This is a genomic window from Nocardia niigatensis NBRC 100131 (genome assembly GCF_000308655.1).
Lineage (GTDB): Bacteria > Actinomycetota > Actinomycetes > Mycobacteriales > Mycobacteriaceae > Nocardia > Nocardia niigatensis.
On record NZ_BAGC01000038.1, the window covers coordinates 110,275 to 131,582 of the forward strand.

Genomic DNA, 21,308 nt, shown 5'->3' on the forward strand with positions numbered 1-21,308 from the left:
GAGCGCCGCGACGCCTGGTCAACGCCGGAAGAGCCAGTACGCGCTCGCGACCACCACCAGAACGGACCAGACGAGCCAGTAGACCGAGCTTGCGCCCACAGCGACCATCACTGCGGCCGCGACGGCGAGCACGACAACTGTGCTTGTTCGCATGATCAATTGTCTCAGCTTCGGCATCGACCACAGCCGGTTCGGGCGCAGTGCACCTCCGACCTCCGCTTATTCAGGGCGGCGCTCTCCCCACTGAGCTACGAACCGCCGGTGGCGCAGGTCGGAGTCGAACCGATGTGGATCCTGAACGACAGTCAGGACGCCCATGCCGACAGAGCAACTACGTCATCGGTCCGGCCGGATGGGATCGAACCACCTGCGCCCGAAACCGGGAGGGTTACAGCCTCCCTGCACGCCACGAGCGCAACCAATGGTTGGGGTGGCCGGCCACCGCTCCAGCACGGGCGAGAAGGATCGAACTTCCGGCGCGCGGTTTGGAGACCGCCGCTCTACCACCGTGCTACGACCATTCGGTTCCGCCTCGCGACGAAAAGCTGCGGAAGACAGAGAACTCGAATCCCAAGGCGGATCCTCGATCTCGCTGGCAACCAGTCCCGGCACCCTGACCGGTTCATCTCCATCGCGGAAAGCTGAGGAGTCGAACCCCCGGGACACGATGCCCGCCTCCGGTTTTCAAGACCGGCTGGCCCCCGCAGGCCGGAACCTTCCACTTGCGCTGACCCCGTCGGGGCTGCGGTACAACAGCATTCGCAGTTCGCACGGTTCGTCGCAATTGAATTTTCAGTGGCGCAGGACTCGTCACGAGACTCACCACGAGGGGTGCTGAGCCGACAACTGTCGTGGCCTGTGTGGTGGATTGCAGCCCGCCGAGACGACTGCAAGCGGGGGCCTGTCGGTAGTTGTCGCCTTGGGCAGCGGCCGACATTTCGTGCCAAGTAGTTGCTGGAAGGCATACGTCCAGAGGAAGTCGATAGATGGTCGTGGTGTGTACGCGCCTTCCGCAGCAGGGGTTTTGACCGGATTGGCCGTACCGATCCAACGATTCGATGAAGGGTTACGCTCATGCCTCCGCTACGACATAGCATCCTGATCGCTGCTGCCATCGCCGTCGCCGCATTGATTTCGGGGTGCGGTTCGACAACATCGTTTCCGACGACTGTCACACCCCGGCCGACCGCGACATTGGCGGTGACGACCACGACCGTTGCAGCGCCGGTCGGCAGCACGACCGCGGCGCCTCCGATTACGCCGATCGTTCCGCTGCCGTCCACCCCGGTTCCCAGTGCGTCCGCGGAGGTGCCTTCCGTGCCCGCTGCGGCACCGCCTCCGCCCGCCGCTGCCCCTGCTCCGGCGCCGGAAACGACAAGCGCGCCGTCGGTGTACTACCGCAGTTGCGCCGACGCGAAAAGGGCGGGTGCCGCACCGCTGTATCGGGGCGATCCGGGCTATCGCTCCGGATTGGACCGGGACGGCGACGGAATCGCTTGCGAGAAATAGCGTTTCCCGGGGCACGAACTCGGGAGTTGGGGATTCGGGGTCAGGTGCGCCACAGCCTCACCCGAGAACAGGTGCAGCACCAGCACTCGTCGGGACTCCGTCGCCGAAAACGGCCCCGCCTTCTCGGGGCGGGGCCGCTGACCATCGGGCTACGAATCATGGTGCCATCGAATCGAACCCACATTGTCCCGAGTGACTGTTGGCGATGGTGTTCTCGACGCGCGCTGACACAACGTTACGAAGGCGACGAACCTGCCGCGTCGGGCGGCGGCACGGACAGCGCGCGGCCGGCGAGCAGGGCCGCGCAGGTGCCGGTTGCCGCGCAACCCAGCACGATCGACCACGCTACCGGCCCCAGTGGTACGCACCCGAAGAACCGGTTCACTCCGGGCACCATGATGATCGTGGCGAGGACTGCGGAGCTGCCTGCCACGGTCACCCAGACCAGGCCGCTGTGGCGGCCGATCACCAGGGTCTGCCCGAGCTGCGTACCGATCAGAGCGGCCAGTGCCATCGTTTCCGCGCGGCGGCGCCGGCCGGTGGCGCGGCCGAGCAGCCATGCCGCGCCGGCGCCGACGGTGGTGCAGGCGCCGCGCACGGCGACGGCTTGCAGGAATTCGCTGCCGATACCGGGCGGCGGCCCGAGTGTCCTGTCGGTCGTTTCGGTGTCGTCGGCGGGCCGGGTGTCCGCGAGTGTGAGCGCCATTGCCGGACCGAGGTCGGTGAGCAGGTTCACCACCAGGAATTGCCGGGTGCCGATCGGGGCTCGGCCGGACAGCAGCGTGCCCAACACGGTGAACGCCACCTCTCCAGCGTTGCCGCCGACCAGCACGCCGATCGCGTCGCGTACTCGCTGCCACATGCCACGGCCCTCGGCCAGTGCCTCCTGCAGCACGGTGAGGTCGAGGACCTTGCCGGTGTCGGTGAGGATCAGGTCCGCGGCCTCGCGTGCGGCGACCGACCCTCGAGCGGCCAGCCCGATACCGACATCGGCGGTGCGGATGGCGGCCGCATCGTTGCTACCGTCGCCTGCCATCGCGACCGTGTGCCCGCGGCGCTGGAGTGCGGACACGATGCGCACCTTGTGTTCCGGCGACACCCGAGCGAAAACTGTTGCCTGCTCGATGAGTTCGGCCTGGCCGTCCTCGTCCAGCAGGTCCAGATCGGCGCCGGTCGCTACCGTGTCGGCGGGGATGGCGAGCTGTTCGGCGACCGCGCGCGCGGTGATCGGGTGATCACCGGTGATCATCCGCACGCTGATGTCGTTGCGCGCCAATTCGGCAAGCAGTTCCAGTGCCTGCGGGCGCGGGCTGTCGGCAATGCCGAGGAAGCCGAGGAGGGTGAGGTGCTCGATCTCCTCGGTGAGATCGCGGGGAGCGGAGGCGAAATCGCGCCGCGCCACCACCAGCACCCGCAGCCCCTGCGCGGCCAGCCGTCGCACCGCCGCCTCCGCATCGGCGCGGCAGTCGGCGGTGAACGGCCGGGCCTGCGGGCGGCCTTCGTCATCGGCGCGCAGGACCTGATCACAATGCGGCAGCAGCACTTCCGGGGCGCCTTTGACGGCGAGCCGGATGTGCTGACCGGTATTGCCCACCGCCGCGGCGTAGCCGCGGAAGCTCTCGAACGGCAACTCCTCGATGGGAGCCCAGGCATGGGGCTGTCTGCCGCTCAGATATGTGTGTGCTGCCTCCACGACAGCTCGGTCGGTGGCGTGTACAAGTGGGGCATCCTCGGGGTTGGGGCAGGCGTGGGCGGCGGCACGTAGCAGCCCCCGCGACTGTGGCGTGCTCGCGAGCTGGTCGCTGTCCCACTTCTGGTCGAGATCGGCAACCGCGACCAGCCGCAATTGTCCCTCGGTGAGGGTGCCGGTCTTGTCGAAGCACATGGTGTCGACGCGGCCGAGTGCCTCGATGGTGCGGCTGGAACGGACCAGCACGCCGCGGCGGGACAGGCGTCGGGTAGCGGCCAGTTGGGCGACCGTCGCCACCAGCGGCAGTCCCTCGGGGACCGCGGCGACGGCGACGGCCAGCCCGTCGGCGAGGGCCAGGCGCAGCGGCAGCCCACGCAGGAAACTGGTGACGGTAACGGCGGCTCCGCCGCCGAGGGTGAACGGCAGCACGCGTTCGGTCAAGCTGTGCAGCTGTTTCTGCACACCGCCGCTGGGGGGCGGTCCGGCGGCGGCGAGAGCACGACCGGCCTCGGTCGCGGATCCGACTGCCACCACTACCGCGGTCGCCTCGCCGCTGACCACGACGCTGCCCTCGAACACCATGCCGGTGCGTTCTGCCAGCAGGGCGCCGGGTGTAGCGGGGGTCTGCTTTTCCACGGTCACGGTCTCGCCGGTGAGGCCGGACTCGTCCACTTCCAGCCCATCGGTCTCCAGCAGCCGCGCATCCGCAGGGACTACCTCGCCGGTGGCCAGAGCGATCACATCACCAGCCAGCAGACCGTCTGCGGGAGTCTCGATTTCGCCGTCTTCGGTGAGCCGCCGAGCAGTCAAACGCTCGCCGAGCAGGAGTTTGTCCAGCGACAGCCGGGCGCGGCGGCGCTGCAGGGCCGACACTGTGGCATTGAGCCCGAGCACCGTGCCGACGAGCACAGCGTCGGTGGGCGAGCCGAGCAGCGCGGAGGCGACCGCGCCGACACCCAGCAGTGGAGTCATCGGATCGGCCAGCTCGCGGCGCACATCTGCGACCAGACCGGCGAGACTCGTTGCGGGAGTTGCCAATCGCTGCGATATCCGGCTGGCGACGGTGGTGACGTGCGAGCGAGGCGGCGGCGCCGACCGGCGTGGGGCGGGTAGTCGAATCAACACCTCGTCCGGTTCCAGTGCATGCCACGGCACCAGCCGCACCTCGGCCGGCCCGGTCGCGCGGGCGGCCCGGCGCCCGCCGTTCAGACCCGTTGCCAACCCCATCAGAGTGGCCGCCGTGACCGGGCTGGTGGCTCGCGCCGCCCGCGACCCAGCGGGACCGGACGCGAGCAACAGACCGCTGAGCGTGACCGCCGACAGCGTCAGGACCCGGCCGCGCTCGCTGACATTGCGTGCCTGTCCGGTAGCGGCGATGATCTGCCGTGCCGAACTCAGATCCGGGCACACCACATCCGCCTGCCAGGGGATCCGTGCCGGAGCGCCGGGGATTCGGGAGGCGATACCGATGCCCAGATCGGCGGCGCCGAGGGCGCGATGTGCCTCGCCACTGACCACCGCCACCACGTGCCCCTGCTGCTGCAGTCGCCGGACCAGCCCGGACACCGACCCGCCGGCGAGCACGAATTCATCGGCACTGCGACGCAATTCGCCGGTGCTCTCGTCACCGATGAGCACTACCCGCAGGCCCGCCTGTCGGGCGGTGGCCAGCAATCCGGCAGCGCCCGGATGCGGCTCGCTCCCGATCAGCACCCGCCCGACCACATGTCCGTGCTCGTGCAGCCGGTGCCAGCGCGGGCCCCCTGGATCGCTATCCGGGCCGGGCGGATCCGTGTCGGCGCCGAGTCCTGGGTAGGCGTCGATGCCCAGATGCAGATTCTCACGCTGATGCTCAGGTGGTGGCGGGATTGGCAGTTCCTCGCCATTGCACCAGAGCAGCCGCTGGGCAGCGCTCCACACGTGTTCGACCGGCCAGCTGTCGTCGCGGGATTCGGCGTCGAGGACCACAGCCCGTTGACCGCGCACGGCATCCCGGTCGACGACCACTGCGGAAACCCGGTCCATGCGGCGCCACATGAACGGGTCGAGGGTCAGCACGCCACGCGCCGCCATGAGGGTCGACAGCGCACCGGCGAAGGTCTCGCGACCGGCCCGCGCCGCCTTCGGCACGCCCGCCGCCACGGCGTCGGCGGTGTCGGCGACCGCACGGCCACCGACCAGAGTTGCCGCCGAGGCCAGTGCCGCGGCGGCACTGACCTGCTGGGTGCAGCGCTCGATCGGTCCATGCGGCAGCGGTACCGGCCGCGGCTCGGGCGGCTCGTATACGTCGACGCTCGGCAGGTCCGGGTCGGCGATCAGCTCTTCCCAGCGCCGCCACTGCGCGAAGCGAGCGGCGGCTTCGACCAGCCGCACCGCCCGCTGCATCGCGTCGGCGCACAGGCCGGTCACTTCCGAATCCAATGCCTGACCCACGGCATTTCCGATCGTGATCACGGTATCGGTGCGGTGACGACCGAGCTGGGCTTCCAGTGCACCGCGCAACCGCGGCTGTCCGTCCACGAGAGCCACCGCCCCCCGGACTACATGGGCCGGTGGCGGTGCCGGAAGCAACCGCCCCGTGACGACCGCACCGATCCCGATGAGATCGCCGGCCAGCTGCAGCGCAGATGTCAATACCGGCTCCCGATCGGAGGGGTGCTCGAGTCGACGGCTCCACGGCTCCGCACTGGTTCCGGCGAGATCTTCGACGCGTTCCAGGATCGTCTCCAGCTGTGCCGGAGACAGGCGCTGTGGGTCCGCTGCCACCACGACGCGCCCGGTGGCGGCATTGACCTGGAACCAGCGCACCTCCGGTTCCTGCTCGAGGTGCTTGCGCGCCAACTCGGCTACCCGAGCGCTCTGTGCGGACTGCAAGCCGCGAACCTCGGCGTGAATACGGTTGGCATGCACCGTGAGCCGCCGCTGCGTACGCATGCGCCGCGGGTCCACAAGCGCGCTCAGTTCCCGGCCGATGCCCTCGGTGAGTTCGGCGACTGTTCGAGCGGCTGGGTCCGCCAGCCGCGACGCCACGGTGGCCGGCCGCTGGAGCAATCCCAGCGTGGCTCCGGTGGCCACGAGGCACAGCCGAACCGGCGCAGTGGCCAGACCGAGCGGGGACACCACTACTTTGCGGCGGTTCGCGACCGTCGCGAACCCGCGGTGGACTTCTTCGGCCGAGTACTCGTACGCTTCCGCGGCTGTTCGGACGTGTCTTGCTTCCCGGATTCGGTTCTGGCGTGCCGCAACAGATACACCGCACCGGCGACGCCGCCCGCGGCGGCAGCCACGGGCCACTCGACCAGGCCCGTCAAGCCGGCTGCAACGACACCGAGCACAGTGGCGGCAGGAAGGTCCATCCCACTGCGAGCGCCGGATACGGCACCCTCGGCCGTGCCGCGCGCAGCACCGGTCACCGCGCCGACGACGGCTCCACCGGCAGCCTCGAACGCATGCACGGTCGCCGATGCCGTAGTTTCGAGCGTTCTCACAGTATTCGACGCAACGCTCATCATCACACCCCAGTCGTCGTAGGTAGCGCGAAGAACTTCCTGCGGAAACTAGTGCGTAGCCAGAATACTCCGCGATGCTCGAAACGGCCCTACTCGATCGAAACAAAAGGCGGTGCGTTCAAGATGTTCGCGTCGCACGCAGGCAGAAAAGACCGTGCCCAAGCGGTGTGTCGACTCGGGTTCGACAGCTGCGGAGACGACTCCTCCGTAACCTGGGCAACCGAAATTGCAGACAAGTTGCTATGCAAATGAGATCTACGCCTCTTCGAGGGCCTCGCCGATCTGGTGAGCGACGCGATTGTGCTGATCCTGTATCAGCCAGTGACCTGTTGCGAGGACCAGCGCGACGGGCCATTCGATGATCTCCGCTGCGGCCAGCGCGCCTAGTACGCCGTAGTACGCCAACTGCTCGGGCTGGGGGATGCGAACCCGACCGATCACCGGCAGGTCTACTGCGAAACCCTGCGCAGCCAGCACACGGTCGACGGCGTTCTGGTGGCCGGTTGACGGTTTTTCGGCCATTTGTTGCCTCCCGGTCATAGTCCGTTCGAGTTTTCGACGCCTCGGATCCGCAGTGTGTCGAGCGTGATGAGTTCTGGTATGGGCAACGGGTCGGATCCATTGACGGGGGCACTGACGCAGATGCTCACAGTGCCGTTGCGTGAGGTGTATGCGGTACTGCTGCGCCTGGGTGTTATCGAGATCGTCGACTGATCATCCCGCAGGCAACCGCCGGGGGTGAACGGCCGAGGAGCAACGGCGGTCGCAGCAACGACGGTGGGACGAAGTCCACCAACTGCTGGATCAGGATCCTGGCCCAGTCCCATCACAGCGATCAACGTTTGTTCTGCGCGTTTCGCGCCAACGAAGCTAACCAGAGTTTAGTCCCGGCCAAGTCATCTCGCCGACTGAACCGTCACGGATGGACCTCCGGCCCCCGCCTCATCAGGGCGGTGGTCTGACCACTGAGCTGCGAATCGTTGCGACCTCGATGGGAATCGAACCCACGTAGTCCTGAGTGCGAGTCAGGGTGCCAAGCCGTCGCGGCACGAGGTCGTTGGTGACGTAGGTCCGAGTCGAACCGACGTGGGTCCTGAGTAAAGGTCAGGCTGCCCGTGCCGACAGAGCAACTACGCCATCGTCCGGCCGGCCGCTGCGCTGCGCCACACCGCTATGCCATTCGGTCCCGTCTCGCGACGGAACACCGCGGAAAGCTGCGGAGTCGAACCCCCGGGACACGTTGCCCGCCTCCGGTTTTCAAGACCGACCGACCTCCACAGGCCGGAACCTTCCGAGACCGCCAACCCATCGAGCTTGCGGTACAACAACATTCGCAGCAGACGATGGAGCGCCGCAACCGAATTTCCAGGCCTGCCGCCCGATGCGGCAATTGACGCGGGTGGATTCGCGAGGCCCAGGGTGAGAGCGTCGCGGGCGCGGAATTCTCGCTTCGGGCACCCGTCACGTCGACAGCGCATTTACAGCTATCGACCCGTGAGGCGAGCAGCCCCTCCCGGATTTCCACCGCCAACTTGGGACGAGCTAGCCCACCTGTAATATTCGTCAACTAGTGCTGAAACGAATAGCACATGATCAGCTATCTAAGGTGGTTCACTACAGGAGAGGCATTCATGACGATGAAAACTCGATCTGTCCTGCTCGCCGTCGCGGCCGGGAGCGCCCTGTTCCTCAGCACCGGCATCGCTTCCGCCGACCCCACCGATCCGTCGGGTTTCCTCATCGGAGACACCGCATTCTTCAATATCGGTGGCTTCAACTGTTCGATCGCCGCCAATGGCATCGTCGGCTGCGATATCAACCCGGCGGGCGTGCTGATGTACGTGTCACTGGCCGGGCCCAATAGCCAGTCCTATCCGGTGCCGTACGCCCCGGCCGCGATCATCGACAACGCCGCCTGGCCCGCCCATCCGGAATGGAGCGGCGGCGGCCACACCCAGCCCGGCGGCAACCAGGCACTGCCGTCCAGCGGTGACGTGTGGTCTCCGGCCAGCATCAGCTACGCGGGCGCGACGTGCACGCAGGGCTACCGCGGCGGGGTGCAATGCAGCTCGATGGGACACCAGTTCTCGTTCAACTCCAGCCAGGTCTACGGCAGCTGAGCCGTACCGACGTGAAAAGCCCTGCCGGGCACGCGTTTCGCGGCGCGGCAGGGCTTCACAGTGTCCGGCGGAGGTTATCGTCGAGCGAATCACGCACGAACGCAGCGTGTTCGGGCCCGCCGTAGGCCGCGGCGAACCGCTCGTCCTCGACGTACATGCGCCCGAGTCCGCACATCATGGCGATGGAGCGCTCCCGATCACCGTCCGCCAGTGGCGTTCCGGGGATGGCCCGCAACCACGCCACGTGCCGGGCGGTCGGCGCCTGCGCGCGTCGGATTCCGGGGTCCGCTCGTCCTTGCGGGCGGCTATCCAGCACGCGATCAGATCGTCGGTGTCACGCTTCCACTCCCACTGCTCCCGCAACGACTTGCCGTGCCGCCACTGGTTGCTCACGGCGAAAGCGCGTTCCCAGCGGGATACGACTCGTCGGGGTCGTTGTGCGGGGGCGATGCGGCAAATGGGACCCCCGGAGAGTCGCGGTGACATGGACCACACGATCGATAACAATGCAGCCCCATGACGGACACGGCCGGGAGCGGATTGATAAATCGGCAGGCAGACCGGGTTCAGAATGCATCGCCGCCCCGGGAGGGATTTCGGCCCGATATCGAAGGGTTGCGAGCAGTCGCGGTACTGGCCGTCGTGTTCTTCCATGCGGGTACGCCCGGGCTCGGTGGTGGATTCGTCGGCGTGGATGTCTTTTTCGTGATTTCGGGCTTCCTGATCACCGGAATACTCTGCCGGGAGGCAACGGCCACCGGCACCATCGAGCTGGCCCGGTTCTACGGCGCACGGGCTCGGCGGCTGCTGCCCGCGGCGAGCATCGTCCTGGTCACCACCGCGATCGGCGCGGCGATACTGCTGCCGCCGCTGCAGGCCCGCCAGGTCCTCGGTGACGGGATCGCGAGCGCGTTGTACGCCGGGAACTACCGGCTCGCCCTGCACGGCACCGACTATCTCGCCGCCGATGCGCCGCCGTCGCCGTTCCAGCAGTTCTGGTCGCTCGGTGTGGAGGAACAGTTCTATCTGCTGTGGCCGGTGGTCATCATGACGACGGCCTGGCTCGTGCGGCGGCGACGAACCGGATCGGCCACGCTGCTGCCGTACCTGATCGTGCTCGCGGTTGTCGCAGCCGCCTCGTTCACGATCTCGCTGGTGTGGACCCGTGTGCTGCCGCCATGGGCTTTCTTCTCGCTGCCCGCTCGGGCCTGGGAGCTGGCGGTCGGCGGCATGGTGGCGCTCTCGGCCGTCGCATGGTCCCGGCTGCCGAAATCGGTGGCCGTGCTCGTCGGATGGATCGGCCTGGTCGTGATCGTCACGGCCTGCACCCAGCTGAACGGCAAGACGCCGTATCCCGGCGCCGCGGCGCTGCTGCCCGTACTGGGCGCGGCTCTGGTGATCGTGTCCGGCTGTGCCGCACCACGATTCGGGGTTGGCCGGGTACTGGCTCCGGCTCGGGTGCGGGCGATCGGCGGCCTGTCCTACACCTTGTATCTGTGGCATTGGCCGGTGTTGCTGCTGGCGCCCCTGGCGCTCGGCCACCCACTCGGGCGAGTCGGTGCACTCGGCGCGGTCATGATGACCGGCGGACTCGCGCTGCTGACGCACTGGTCGGTCGAGAATCCGGTCCGCTTCGCCGCACTGTTGCGGAGCTCTGCCAGGCTCAGCCTCGCCTGTGGCGGCGCGTGCACTGCTGTCGCCATCTGTGTGGCAGTGGTACTGCTCGTCCTCGTCCCCGCCCCGGTCGGCCGCGGCATGTCGGCGCCGGCGCTCACGCTCGTCACACCAGCTGTGCCGTCCGCTCCTGCCGCCGACCCCCTCGACCAGGCGGTTCGGCAGTTGGTGACGCAAACTCAGTCGGCGGTCGCCGCCTCCGCCGAAATCCGGGCCGTCCCGTCGAATCTCACGCCCTCGCTCGGCAACGCGTCCGGCGACAAGGCAGACGTGTTCAACAACGGGTGTGTTCGCTCCTGGCGCGATGTGGGCCAGCCCGAGTGTGCCTCGGGTAATTCGGACTCGGACACCACGGTGGCCCTGGTCGGTGATTCGCACGCCGCGATGTGGAGCCCGGCGTTGGAGCCGATCGCCGCGGCACGGGGCTGGCGGCTGGAAACCATGGCGAAGGTCACCTGCCCACTGCTGGACCTGACCATCACCAGTCCTTATCTGGACCGGGAGTACACCGAATGCGAGCAATGGCGCGGCCAGGTGCTGACCCGGCTGCAGAGCGAACGCCCACGGCTGATCGTGGTGAGCATGTCCCGACGCTATGGCGGAGACTTCGGCTTCGTCTCCTATGACCGCGCCTGGATCGATGGCCTGACCCGCCTGGTTGCCGAGCTGCGCGCGATCGGCTCGGCCGTCCTCGTTCTCGGCCCGATCCCCGATCCGCACACCACCGTGCCAACATGCCTGTCCGAGCACATCGACGATGCCCTGGCATGCACCCCCGAGCGACCGGTCGCGGTGGACGACGCGGGTGTCGGGGCCGAGCAGACTGCGGCCGTCGCCGGAGGCGGCCAGTACGCCGACCTCACCTCGCTGTTCTGCACTGCCGTCCGCTGTCCCCTCATCGTCGGCAACACCCTGGTGTACCGCGACGACAACCACCTCACGGTCAGCTACGCCCGGACACTCGGACCGGCCATCGGCGCACTCACCGACCAGGCGCTCGCCCACGGCTGAGCTGCGCGGGCTCGTTCGTGAACTCCATCGGGCAGACGCTGGCGTCGGCGCTCGGGATGCCGGTGTGATCGCCGTACGATCGGGCATATGCCAGCAACTCGTCTGTGGGTCTTGCTCGCGCTGACCGCCGTGACCGCCGCCGGATGCGCCTCCAACGGCGGCGTCAACGACATCCCGCCCGCTTCTCTCATGGGCCGCTCCTTCGTCTCGACCGCGGTGGCGGGCACCCCGATCCCGGGTGGCGGGCCGCTGACCCTGACCTTCGCCGACGGGCACATCTCGGCCACCTCCGGCTGCAATACCGCCACCGGAACCGTTGACCTGCAAGGCAATACCATCCAGGTGGGTGAGATGGCGACCACGCTCATGGCATGCCCGGGCGATCTCGCGGGCGCGGACGGCTGGCAGGACAGCCTGCTGCGCTCCCAGCCGACCTGGACGCTGGCCGGCGACACGCTCACCCTGGAGGGCAACGGCGCCACCGTCACCATGCTCGACCGCAAGGCCGCCCACCCGGACAAACCGCTGATCGGCACGCCCTGGATCGTGACCGCCCTGCTGCGCCCCGACGCCGAGGTCCACTCGGCCACCCTCGACGAGGTCCGCCCCGCCCTCACCATCACCCCGGACGGCAAGGTTTCGGGCAGCGCGGGCTGCAACACCATGACCGGCACCGCCCAGATCGACGACGGCAATGTCACCTTCCAGATCGCGACCACCCGCATGATGTGCGAACCGCAGGTCATGGAACTCGAGCAGCAGGTGCTGCAAGCACTGGACGGAAAAACCAAGGCCACCATCGATTCCAACGAACTCACCATCCGCAACGCCGGCAACGACACGGGATTGAAACTGCGCGCGGAGTGAGTGGTGCTCCGGTGGCACGCCACCGAAAATCGTTGTCGTGCGCGGGTATCCACGCGCTAGCGTGCGGGCGTATGGACGAGAGATATCTGAATGTGGTGGATGTGGAGGCCACCTGCTGGGAGGGGCCCAATCCGCCGGGACAGCCGAGCGAGATCATCGAGATCGGGTTGTGCGTGCTCGATACGGCCACCCGGGAGCGGGTGAGCAAGCACAGCATTCTGGTGCGACCCGAGCGTTCGACGGTCAGCGAGTTCTGTACCCAGCTGACCACACTCACGGCGGACCAGGTGGCGGCGGGAATCGGGTTCGCGGAGGCCTGCGAGTTGCTGCGCACCGAATTTCATGCCGATTCGCGGCCGTGGGCGAGCTGGGGTGACTACGACCGCAAGCAGTTCACCGCGCAGTGCGAGGGGACGGGGGCGCCGTACCCGTTCGGCAGCAGGCACACCGATGCCAAGCTGGCCTTCTCCGTCGCGCGGGACACCAAGCGGCGATATGGGATGGCGGGGGCATTGCGGCTGGCGGGGCTCCCCCTCGAGGGGACCCACCATCGCGGCGGGGACGACGCCTGGAACATCGCCGCGTTGATCACCGACATGCTGGCACGCGACGCCTGGCCGCGCTGAGTGGTTGCGACCGCGTCTTCGGAAATACACAGCCGCTGACGGATAGCGCCTGGAATACTTCCGAACAGATCACCAACATGGCGGAGATACGACCGCGACTGGCCTGCACCCGGCACTCTGGACAGACTGGCCGACAGATCCGATGTTGGCGCTGATCGCGCTGTGTCACACCTAGGCTGAGGTCCCGGCGAACTCGAACCATGGGAGGGCGTCATCAACGACCCGGAAGCTGAGCTGGATCAGTGGTTTCGCACGGAGGTGGCCGCGACGACGCCGGGAGCGGCTCGCGCGCACCGGGAACCGATCGACGCCGCAAGCGGATCGACCGGGGCGCGGTGCCTGGAACTGTTCGACGCCCAGGCCGCATCCCGGCAGCTGGATCTGGCCGCACGGCGGCTCACCCGGGAGGGGCACGGGTACTACAGCATCGGTTCGTCGGGACACGAGGGCAATGTCGCGGTGGCGGCGGCGTTGCGGGTCACCGATCCGGCGCTGCTGCACTACCGGTCCGGCGCGTTCTTCGTGCACCGGGCCCGGCAGGTGCCCGGCCTGGATCCGCTGCGCGATGTGATGCTGGGCGTCGCGGCCGCGGCCGCGGACCCGATTTCCGGTGGGCGGCACAAGGTTTTCGGCAGTAAGCCCGCCCACATCATTCCGCAGACCTCCACCATCGCGTCGCACCTGCCGCGCGCGGTGGGCCTGGCGTTCGCGCTGGATCGGGCCGCGCGGTTGCATCTGCGCACCGAGTGGCCGGCGGATTCGGTGGTGGTGTGCAGTTTCGGTGACGCCTCGGCCAACCATTCGACCGCGGCCGGGGCCATCAATACCGCGATCCACACCGCCCATCAGGGCGTGCCGATGCCGATCCTGTTCGTGTGCGAGGACAATGGCCTGGGCATCAGTGTTCCCACGCCGCGCACCTGGATCGCGCAGGCCTACGGATTCCGGCCCGGACTCGCCTACTTCGACGCCGACGGCACCGACCTGCGCGCGGCACTGGCGGCGGCCACCGCGGCCACGGATCATGTTCGCGCACACCGTAAACCGGCCTTCCTGCGCCTGCGCACCGTGCGGCTGCTCGGCCACGCGGGCTCCGATGTGGAGTCGGCCTACCGCCGTCCCGCCGAGATCGCCGCCGACCTGCGCCGGGACCCGGTCACCGCCACCGCCCGCCTGCTCGTCACCACCGGCGTCACCACTCCCGCCGCCATCATCCGGCGTTACGACGAGATCGGCGATCTGGTCGCCAAGGCCGCCGAAGCCGCCTGGCACGAACCGAAATTGCGCTCGGCCGCCGAGATCACGGCCCCGCTGGCCCCCGCTCACCCGGCGGCCGTCCGCGACGATGCCCTGCGCGTCGGGCCCGCTCTCGATCGGGCGAGCAGCGCCGGACCAGCAGGCGACACCAATCCCGCTTCGGCGCACAGCATTCCGGCCGGTGCAGGTCCGACGGGCAGGACCACCGCGACGTCGGACCCGACTGCGGATTCGGGAGCCTCGGCATCGATGAACTCCGCTCCGTCACAGGCGAGTTCACCCGAGCCGGTTGCGACATCCGGCGAGCCACTCACTCTGGCCCAGGCAATCAATCGGACCCTGGCGCAGCTGCTGGCGCGCGATCCGGATGTGCTGGTGTTCGGGGAGGATGTGGGGCGCAAGGGCGGGGTATATGGAGTGACGAAGGGGTTGCAGGAGAAGTTCGGCGGGCGAAGGGTTTTCGACACGTTGCTCGATGAGCAGAGTGTGCTCGGGACCGCGCTCGGTGCGGGGCTGGCGGGTTTCGTGCCGATTCCGGAGATCCAGTATCTGGCGTATGTGCACAATGCCGAGGACCAGTTGCGCGGGGAGGCGGCGACCTTGTCGTTCTTCTCGGGTGGGCGGTATCGGAACCCGGTGGTGGTGCGGATCGCGGGGCTGGGGTACCAGAAGGGCTTCGGCGGGCATTTCCACAATGACAATTCCCTTGCGGCGCTGCGGGATATCCCAGGCCTGGTGATCGCCGCGCCGGCGCGCGCCGATGACGCGGCGGCGATGCTGCGCACGTGCGTGTCGGCGGCGCGGGCGGACGGGCGGGTGTGCGTGTTTCTCGAACCGATCGCGCTGTACCACACCCGGGACCTGCATCGAACCGGGGACGTCGGCTGGCTGGCCCCGATTTCCGATATGGGCCATGCCGAGATCGGACGGGCCCGCGTGTACGGCACCGGCACGCATCTGACCATCGTGAGCTTCGCCAATGGCGTGCCGATGAGTCTGCGGGTGGCGCAGCGTTTGGCCTCGCAGGGTATTCACGCCCGCGTGCTGGATCTGCGCTGGCTGGCGCCACTGCCGGTGGCGGATCTGCTCGAGCACGCGCGCGCCACGGGGCGGGTGCTCATCGCCGATGAGACACGGCGCAGCGGGGGCGTTTCCGAGGCGGTGTGCGCGGCACTGCTGGACGCCGGGTTCGACGGCCGGGTCGCCCGTGTCACCAGCGCGGACAGTTTCGTGCCATTGGGTCCGGCCGCGTCGGCGGTGCTGCTGGACGAGGCGGCGATCGAGGCCGCCGCGCGGGCGCTGCCGGCGACGCCGTGGTGACAACGGGTCGGGGTCGGGCGTGCTCGCGGAAGCACCCGGCCCCACCCGCTGTCGACGCCGGTCCGGTCGGCGTCCCGGTGTCGTCGAGGGAACGACACCCAGCCTATCTACGTAACAACTACGTAGATACGTAATACCGGAAAATCGGGGCCGCGCGCAAGCAGACCCGGCCATTTCATCCGCTTTTCGCAGCCCGACACGGCGAGTCGGCGGCGCGTCCACGCAGACCCGCCCGCACTCCAGCCATCACACACGGGACAACACAGCGGACGAGGGTCGCAGTTGCCGGATGTCATGCCATCCGCCATGCCGCTTCGGTTCGGGTCGACATCGGTTCTCCTGTCACCGTTTTCGGATTACTACCCCCGGCAGGTATCGAGATAATGTACCCCACAGGGGTATCGCCGCCCTCGCGCCAGGGACCTGCCTTACCCTTCCCGCCGAGAGAGTAAGCCTGCCCTCAGTTTTGCCCTCTACACTCGAGCCCATTCCACGGGAGGAGATCGGATGCGAGCAGCGCGATCGCGGGTGCCGTCATGAGCATTGCCATCTGTCTGCTGCTGTACGGATTCACGGTCACCGTGCTCGCGCCGCGACTGCTGCGCCGGCTCAGCACGGAGGGGGCCGCACCGCGGATCGCGGTGGCGGCGTGGCTCGCGGCCATGGCCTCGACCGTGCTGGCCTGGACCGTGACCCTGGCGATCATCATCATCGACCTTGTCACACATCGTATTTCGCTGTTCCCGGCGCGTTTCATGGACAGCTGCCTGCTGCACATGCACGACGCGGCGGTCGGCTACTACGGCGGGCACGTGCAGACCGGGCTGTTCGCGCTGTCGGGCTTCGCCACGGTGGCGGTTCTGGTGCTGGCGGTGCGGCTGGGCACCACCCTGCTGCGCTCGCGCCGCAACACCCTCGAGCACGCGCGCATGGCCCGGCTCGCCGGGCGTCACCACCCGGAACTGGACGCGGTGGTGCTCGAGGTCGATCATCCGGCCGCGTATTGCGTTGCGGGCAAGCCGCATACGATCGTGGTCAGCCGCGGCGTGCTGGCCGCGCTCGAGGACCATCACCTCGACGCGGTGCTCTCCCACGAGCGCGCGCACCTGGACGGCCGCCACCACCTGCTGCTGACCCTCACCCGCGCCCTGGCCACCGTGCTGCCGCGGGTCGAGCTGTTCACCCTCGGAGCGTCCGAGGTGGCGCGGCTGCTGGAGATGCTCGCCGACGACGTCGCCGCGCGAATTCACGGGCGCGCCAACGTTTTACAGGCCCTGCTGACGCTGTCCAGCCTCCCCACCCCGCCCGCCACCGCCGAGGCCGCGCTGCTGCCCCGGGTCCGCCGCCTGTCGATGCCGGAGAATCCACCGCGCCTGCACACCCGCGTCGCGGCCGCGGCGATCACGCTCACCGCGGTGTTCATCCCGGTGGCGGCCATTGTCACCGCCGCCATCGGCGTCCAGGTCTGCGCCGTCTAGCCGGGTCCCGATTCGGTGCCGCACCGGGACCCGATGGCTCACCGGCGCGTCGGCAGCGGCCGGGTCGGGTAGTCGATCCGGCGGCCCGCGGGCGACGGATCTTCGCTCGGCGTCCGGTGCCTGCCGGTCGGGGCGCCATCCCGGCCCGACCGGTGCAGGGCACTCAGTGCGACCGCAGCCAGCGCGCCGATGACGGCCAGGCCGAGCCACACCGCCCAATCCGCGCCGGCGGCATGCGCCGCACCGAGCAGCGCGCCCGTGGCGAGATTGCCGACCAGGATGCCGATCCCCACCACCGTGTTGTAGAAGCCGTAGTGGGTGGCCACCAGGCGATTTCCCGACAGGGAGACCACGGTGTCCATCTCGAACGGGAACACCGCGGCGGTGCCGACCGCCAGCACCGCCGCCGCCAGCAGCAGTGCGCCGATGGCCACCGGTGCGCCGAGCGGCCGCGGCGAGGGCAGGATTGCCAGCGGCACGAAGGCCACCGCCAGCAGTCCCACGCCGACCACCAGGCCACGGGCGGTCCCCCAGCGTGCACGGAACCAGGCGGTAATGCGCAACTGCCCCGCGACCGCGACGACGCCGGAGATCACGAACAACGCCGAGGTGACCGCCTGCGCCCGCGCACCGGCGAGATACTCGGCCTGCAGCGGCAGCGCCAGATACACCTGGAACGACAGCACATACGAGCCGATCATGGCCAGCGCGAACGCCACGAAGCGGCGATTGGCGACCACGGTGCGCCAATCCGCCAGCACCGAGGTCCGCACGGCCGGTTCCGCGCCCCGCCGCGCGGGCAGGGCGAGCAGTTGCGCGATGGTGAGCAGCGCGAACACCACCGCCGCCGCAGCCGCGGTCACCCGGAAATCCAAGGCCAGCAACGCCAATCCGACCAGCGGTCCCGCCAGCATCCCGGCCTGGTAGAAGACGTTGAACACCGCGAACGCCTCCACCCGCCGCTCCCCCGCCTGCGCGGCCAGATAGGCCCGTACCGCCGGATTGAACAGCGCCCCGGCGAATCCCGTGGCCGCCGAGGCGATCAGCAGTCCCGGCAGATCCGAGGCGAACACCAGCAGCGCGAAACCGGCTGTCCGCAGCAGACATCCGGCGACGATGAGCGGCTTGTATCCCAGCCGGTCGGCCAGCGTCCCGCCGACCAGGAACATCCCCTGCTGCGAGAAGTTCCGCACGCCCAGCACCAGGCCCACCGCCCACGCTGCCAAACCCAATGGCCCGGACAGGTACCCGGCCAGATACGGCATGAGCATGTAGAAACCGAGATTGATGCCGAACTGATTGACCATCAACAACTGCGCAGCCCGATCGAACCCGCGAAACTTCGCCACGACGCTCACGACAGCCCCTCCGCCCCCGCGCGCACGCCCGCCTCGGATGCGAACTGCGGAGCCCGGGGGTCGATGATCGTGGTGCAGCGAGTCCACCTGTGAACCTGCCGGTCCCGGGGATGGGCGATCGTGTCCGGCTCGGTGGGTTGTGGAGCACCGAGCAGTCCGTGTGTGGCGCAATAGGAATCGTTGTAGATGGTGTCGAAGTAGCGGTGCGGGCCGTCGGGGAAGACGGCCGCGATGCGCGTGCCCGGGGCGTGGGTGCGGGCGGCCCATCCCGCTACCAGCGCGACCGCGCCGACGCTCCAGCCACCGCTGGCGAGGTAGCCGGCCGCCAGGGTCCGGCAGGCCCAGACGGCTTCGGCCGGTGCCACCCAGTGGATTTCGGTGAAGGCGGCGTAGTCGACGTTCCGCGGATGGATGCTGGAGCCGAGGCCGCGCATGAGGCGCGGGCCCGCCTGCTGGCCGAAGATGGTGGAGGCCACGGTGTCCACGCCGATCAGGGACAGGCCCGGGTTGGTGCGGCGCAGGGCTCGGGCGACGCCTGCCGAGTGGCCGCCGGTGCCTACGGCGCAGACCAGCACGTCCACGCCGCCGAGCTGTTCCACCAGTTCCCTGGCCAACGACTCGTATCCGTCCACGTTGTCGGGATTGCTGTACTGGTCTGGGCACCACGCACCGGGCTCGGCCGCCAGGAGTTCGGCGACGCGGTCACGCCGTGCCTGCTGCCAGCCGCCCTCCGGATGCGGTTCGGACACCAGTTCCACCTGGGCGCCGTAGGCCGCGAGCAGTTGCGCGACCATCGGTTCGAGGCCCGGATCGGTCACCACCGTCACCGGATGCCCGTACACGAGTCCGGCCAGAGCCAGCCCCAACCCGAGTGTGCCGCTGGAGGATTCGATGATCCGCCCGCCGGGAGCCAGCTCTCCCCGATCCCGGGCGCACCGCACCATGTGCAGCGCGGGCCGGTCCTTCATTCCCCCCGGATTCCGTCCCTCGAGCTTGGCCCAGAAGCCGAGACCCCCGGGCGCGAACGGCGCCCCCACCCACAGCACCGGCGTATTGCCCACCAGGGCACGGGGTTCCCGGGCCGGGCCGGGCATCCCGGAATGGCCGGTGACCGCGTCGAATTCGTCGAGCAGACCTTTGTCCATGACTGTCGCTTTCGGTATCGGACCGCCGCGATAGCGGCATGACGTGCACGGCAACGGACTCCGGCCCGCGGCGAAACGCCCCGGGCCTGTCGCCGGCCGATCAGCGTCGGTCGATACACAGGCGGGTCAGCAGCATTCGGCCGCCGACCGCGTAATCGGGTGGTCCCCGCACCCCGTGGGGCACGGCGGCGATGCCGGTGTCGGCGGATCCGGCCGCTGGGACAATGGGATCGGCCACCGCGTCCGGCGCGTGCTCGGCGGCGGGTGCGACCGTACGAATCGCGGCCTCGACATGCGGGTCGCAGTGGACGGATTCACCGCCGTGCGGGCCCCGATCCCCCGTGCCGGACGCGGCGATCGACACTGCTTCCAGCGGGCGCGCGTGGTCGGCTCGATCGCCGAGCGCGCAACCGGCAATCGCGGCGAGCAGTACCAGTCCCGAGCCGAGCAGCACCCACAGGGCCCGGCCGAACCCGCCGACACGACTCACCGCCGCCACCTCTCGCCTCGAATCCGATTGCCCGGCTGCCACTTCCAGCGGCCGGTTTCCTCGACGGCATGCTCGCCGACACACCCTCGAAACAATCTACTATCTACGTACGTAGTTAGTTGGGAGGCGGTGATCGGGCTCACGCAGCGTGGCGCCACCACGGGCCACAACGGAATCGAGAGGGCGCGCGACACCTTCGGTCAGCAGACCGGGAAACCTTCGGTCAGCGCAGCTTCGAGCGCGCGAGCTTGCGCAGGGCCGCACGCAGACCCTCGGACTCCTCGGCGCTCATCTGCTCCACGAAATGCGCGAGCACCAGATCCGAACGGCCGCCGCTGCCCAGCGCCTCCCGCATGAGCCGGGCGCTGTACTCCTCGCGGCTCAGCGTGGCCCAATACCGGTAGGCCTTGCCGACGCGTTCACGTTCCAGCCAGCCCTTGCGATGTAGATTGTCCATGGTGGACATGACGGTGGTGTACGCGATGTCACGCTCGCCGGCCAGCTCGTCGAACAGTTCCCGGACCGTCGTCTTCCCGGGGCGGTCCCAGATGCGTTCGATGACGACCGCTTCCAGGTCTCCGAAGCCTCGCGCACTCACGTCCGACGTCTCCTCACCTCACGGCTCAGCCGATTTCGCATCGCGTGTCGGCCTACTGTCCCGGTGCGCACCCGATCGCAGGGTGATCGCGGGTAAGGACTCAAGCCGCGCCGGGCGCCAGGGGCGCGCCCGCACATACGTTCTACGTACGTAGACAGTAATATGGTGCACCCGTCCGCCCGCACACGCAACCGGACAGCGGGTCCACACCGGACTACCCGAAAACCCCGCGTCGAAACTCGGCCCGCTATCGGTCGGCGATGCGATGCCCCGCGTCACGCAGGGCCGACGACGCCTCCTCCAGCCGATGCGCGGGAACCAGCACCAGATCCGCATGGAAGGTGGAGGCGACGAACACCGGGATCGACGACTCCGCCAGCGGACCGATCAGCGCGGCCAGCGTGCCCGGAGCATTCAGACTGCCCGCGTCGACACCGTAGAAACCCTTCCAGATCTCCCCTTCGGCCCACGCGGGCGCCTCGCGAATCACGGTGAGACCCTCCGGCGCCCGCACCAGGGCGATCCACTCGTCGTCCTCCGGGAATGTGGAATTCGGCAGATGATCCACCGCGAACTGCGACGGGACGATCCGCAAACGCTGGGAGCCGGCCATGCCGACATCGTAGGCGGAGGGCCGGACAAACCCGGTGCACGCA

Annotated in this window: 17 protein-coding genes and 4 tRNA genes; 8 read left to right on the plus strand and 13 right to left on the minus strand. The window is 68.6% G+C overall.

Annotated features, from left to right (window positions below; translation table 11 throughout):
- Window positions 1-18 precede the first annotated feature (18 nt).
- The 3 genes from ON33_RS43980 to ON33_RS11820 all read right to left on the minus strand — a co-directional run bounded on the left by ON33_RS43980 (window position 19) and on the right by ON33_RS11820 (window position 338).
- Window positions 19-153 (minus strand): hypothetical protein, encoded by a 135-nt coding sequence (locus ON33_RS43980; RefSeq protein WP_281033210.1) that lies wholly within the window; start codon window positions 151-153, stop codon window positions 19-21.
- A 33-nt stretch (window positions 154-186) separates the two neighbouring features.
- A tRNA-Phe gene (locus tag ON33_RS11815) sits at window positions 187-258 on the minus strand.
- Window positions 259-262: 4 nt separating this feature from the next.
- Window positions 263-338 (minus strand) — tRNA-Asp (locus tag ON33_RS11820).
- Window positions 339-1,074: 736 nt separating this feature from the next.
- Between ON33_RS11820 and ON33_RS39535 the strand changes: the two genes are divergently transcribed.
- Window positions 1,075-1,509 carry an excalibur calcium-binding domain-containing protein gene (locus ON33_RS39535; protein WP_083868880.1) on the plus strand — a complete coding sequence of 145 codons (435 nt, stop codon included), beginning with the start codon at window positions 1,075-1,077 and terminating at the stop codon, window positions 1,507-1,509.
- Between the two features lie 235 nt (window positions 1,510-1,744).
- Here the strand turns inward: ON33_RS39535 and ON33_RS11830 are convergent, their stop codons facing one another.
- Window positions 1,745-6,274, minus strand: a complete 4,530-nt coding sequence (locus ON33_RS11830; RefSeq protein WP_157184492.1) for a cation-translocating P-type ATPase — start codon at window positions 6,272-6,274, stop codon at window positions 1,745-1,747.
- Window positions 6,275-6,963: 689 nt separating this feature from the next.
- Window positions 6,964-7,230 carry a hypothetical protein gene (locus ON33_RS11840; RefSeq protein ID WP_040858418.1) on the minus strand — a complete coding sequence of 89 codons (267 nt, stop codon included), beginning with the start codon at window positions 7,228-7,230 and terminating at the stop codon, window positions 6,964-6,966.
- A 66-nt stretch (window positions 7,231-7,296) separates the two neighbouring features.
- On the opposite strand from ON33_RS11840, the gene ON33_RS43260 reads away from it, so the two are divergent.
- On the plus strand, window positions 7,297-7,422 hold the full coding sequence (locus ON33_RS43260) for an Rv1535 domain-containing protein (RefSeq protein WP_245550486.1): 126 nt from the start codon (window positions 7,297-7,299) through the stop codon (window positions 7,420-7,422).
- Between the two features lie 269 nt (window positions 7,423-7,691).
- Here ON33_RS43260 and ON33_RS11845 read toward each other — a convergent pair.
- A tRNA-Ala gene (locus tag ON33_RS11845) sits at window positions 7,692-7,764 on the minus strand.
- Window positions 7,765-7,766: 2 nt separating this feature from the next.
- A tRNA-Lys gene (locus tag ON33_RS41135) sits at window positions 7,767-7,845 on the minus strand.
- 494 nt (window positions 7,846-8,339) lie between these two features.
- Between ON33_RS41135 and ON33_RS11850 the strand changes: the two genes are divergently transcribed.
- On the plus strand, window positions 8,340-8,828 hold the full coding sequence (locus ON33_RS11850; protein WP_040858419.1) for a hypothetical protein: 489 nt from the start codon (window positions 8,340-8,342) through the stop codon (window positions 8,826-8,828).
- Between the two features lie 55 nt (window positions 8,829-8,883).
- On the opposite strand, the gene ON33_RS42730 is transcribed toward ON33_RS11850, so the two are convergent.
- Window positions 8,884-9,144, minus strand: coding sequence for a TipAS antibiotic-recognition domain-containing protein (locus ON33_RS42730; RefSeq protein ID WP_218001410.1), 261 nt, complete (start codon window positions 9,142-9,144; stop codon window positions 8,884-8,886).
- A gap of 200 nt (window positions 9,145-9,344) precedes the next feature.
- Here ON33_RS42730 and ON33_RS11860 point away from each other — a divergent pair, with 200 nt between their 5' ends.
- The 5 genes from ON33_RS11860 (at window position 9,345) to ON33_RS11880 (ending at window position 17,061) form a co-directional block, all read left to right on the plus strand.
- The gene (locus tag ON33_RS11860) at window positions 9,345-11,513 is read left to right on the plus strand and encodes an acyltransferase family protein (RefSeq protein ID WP_040858421.1); all 2,169 of its coding nucleotides are present in this window, start codon (window positions 9,345-9,347) and stop codon (window positions 11,511-11,513) included.
- An 87-nt stretch (window positions 11,514-11,600) separates the two neighbouring features.
- On the plus strand, window positions 11,601-12,380 hold the full coding sequence (locus ON33_RS11865; RefSeq protein WP_040858423.1) for an META domain-containing protein: 780 nt from the start codon (window positions 11,601-11,603) through the stop codon (window positions 12,378-12,380).
- Window positions 12,381-12,451: 71 nt separating this feature from the next.
- Window positions 12,452-13,006, plus strand: a complete 555-nt coding sequence (locus ON33_RS11870; RefSeq protein ID WP_040858425.1) for a 3'-5' exonuclease — start codon at window positions 12,452-12,454, stop codon at window positions 13,004-13,006.
- Window positions 13,007-13,264: 258 nt separating this feature from the next.
- Complete coding sequence (locus ON33_RS39550; protein ID WP_051151932.1) at window positions 13,265-15,583, plus strand: thiamine pyrophosphate-dependent enzyme; 2,319 nt, start codon at window positions 13,265-13,267, stop codon at window positions 15,581-15,583.
- Window positions 15,584-16,119: 536 nt separating this feature from the next.
- Window positions 16,120-17,061 carry a M56 family metallopeptidase gene (locus ON33_RS11880; RefSeq protein WP_040858429.1) on the plus strand — a complete coding sequence of 314 codons (942 nt, stop codon included), beginning with the start codon at window positions 16,120-16,122 and terminating at the stop codon, window positions 17,059-17,061.
- A 38-nt stretch (window positions 17,062-17,099) separates the two neighbouring features.
- On the opposite strand, the gene ON33_RS11885 is transcribed toward ON33_RS11880, so the two are convergent.
- From ON33_RS11885 to ON33_RS11905, 5 genes are all read right to left on the minus strand, one after another.
- Window positions 17,100-18,368 carry an MFS transporter gene (locus ON33_RS11885; RefSeq protein ID WP_083868886.1) on the minus strand — a complete coding sequence of 423 codons (1,269 nt, stop codon included), beginning with the start codon at window positions 18,366-18,368 and terminating at the stop codon, window positions 17,100-17,102.
- A 47-nt stretch (window positions 18,369-18,415) separates the two neighbouring features.
- Window positions 18,416-19,564, minus strand: coding sequence for a PLP-dependent cysteine synthase family protein (locus ON33_RS11890; RefSeq protein ID WP_083868888.1), 1,149 nt, complete (start codon window positions 19,562-19,564; stop codon window positions 18,416-18,418).
- Window positions 19,565-19,664: 100 nt separating this feature from the next.
- Entirely contained in the window at window positions 19,665-20,054 is a 390-nt protein-coding gene (gene lpqS / locus ON33_RS11895; protein ID WP_157184493.1) for a putative copper homeostasis (lipo)protein LpqS, read from the minus strand.
- A gap of 223 nt (window positions 20,055-20,277) precedes the next feature.
- Window positions 20,278-20,652, minus strand: a complete 375-nt coding sequence (locus tag ON33_RS11900) for a BlaI/MecI/CopY family transcriptional regulator (protein WP_040858434.1) — start codon at window positions 20,650-20,652, stop codon at window positions 20,278-20,280.
- 247 nt (window positions 20,653-20,899) lie between these two features.
- The gene (locus ON33_RS11905) at window positions 20,900-21,265 is read right to left on the minus strand and encodes an ACT domain-containing protein (protein WP_040858436.1); all 366 of its coding nucleotides are present in this window, start codon (window positions 21,263-21,265) and stop codon (window positions 20,900-20,902) included.
- Window positions 21,266-21,308: the final 43 nt, after the last annotated feature.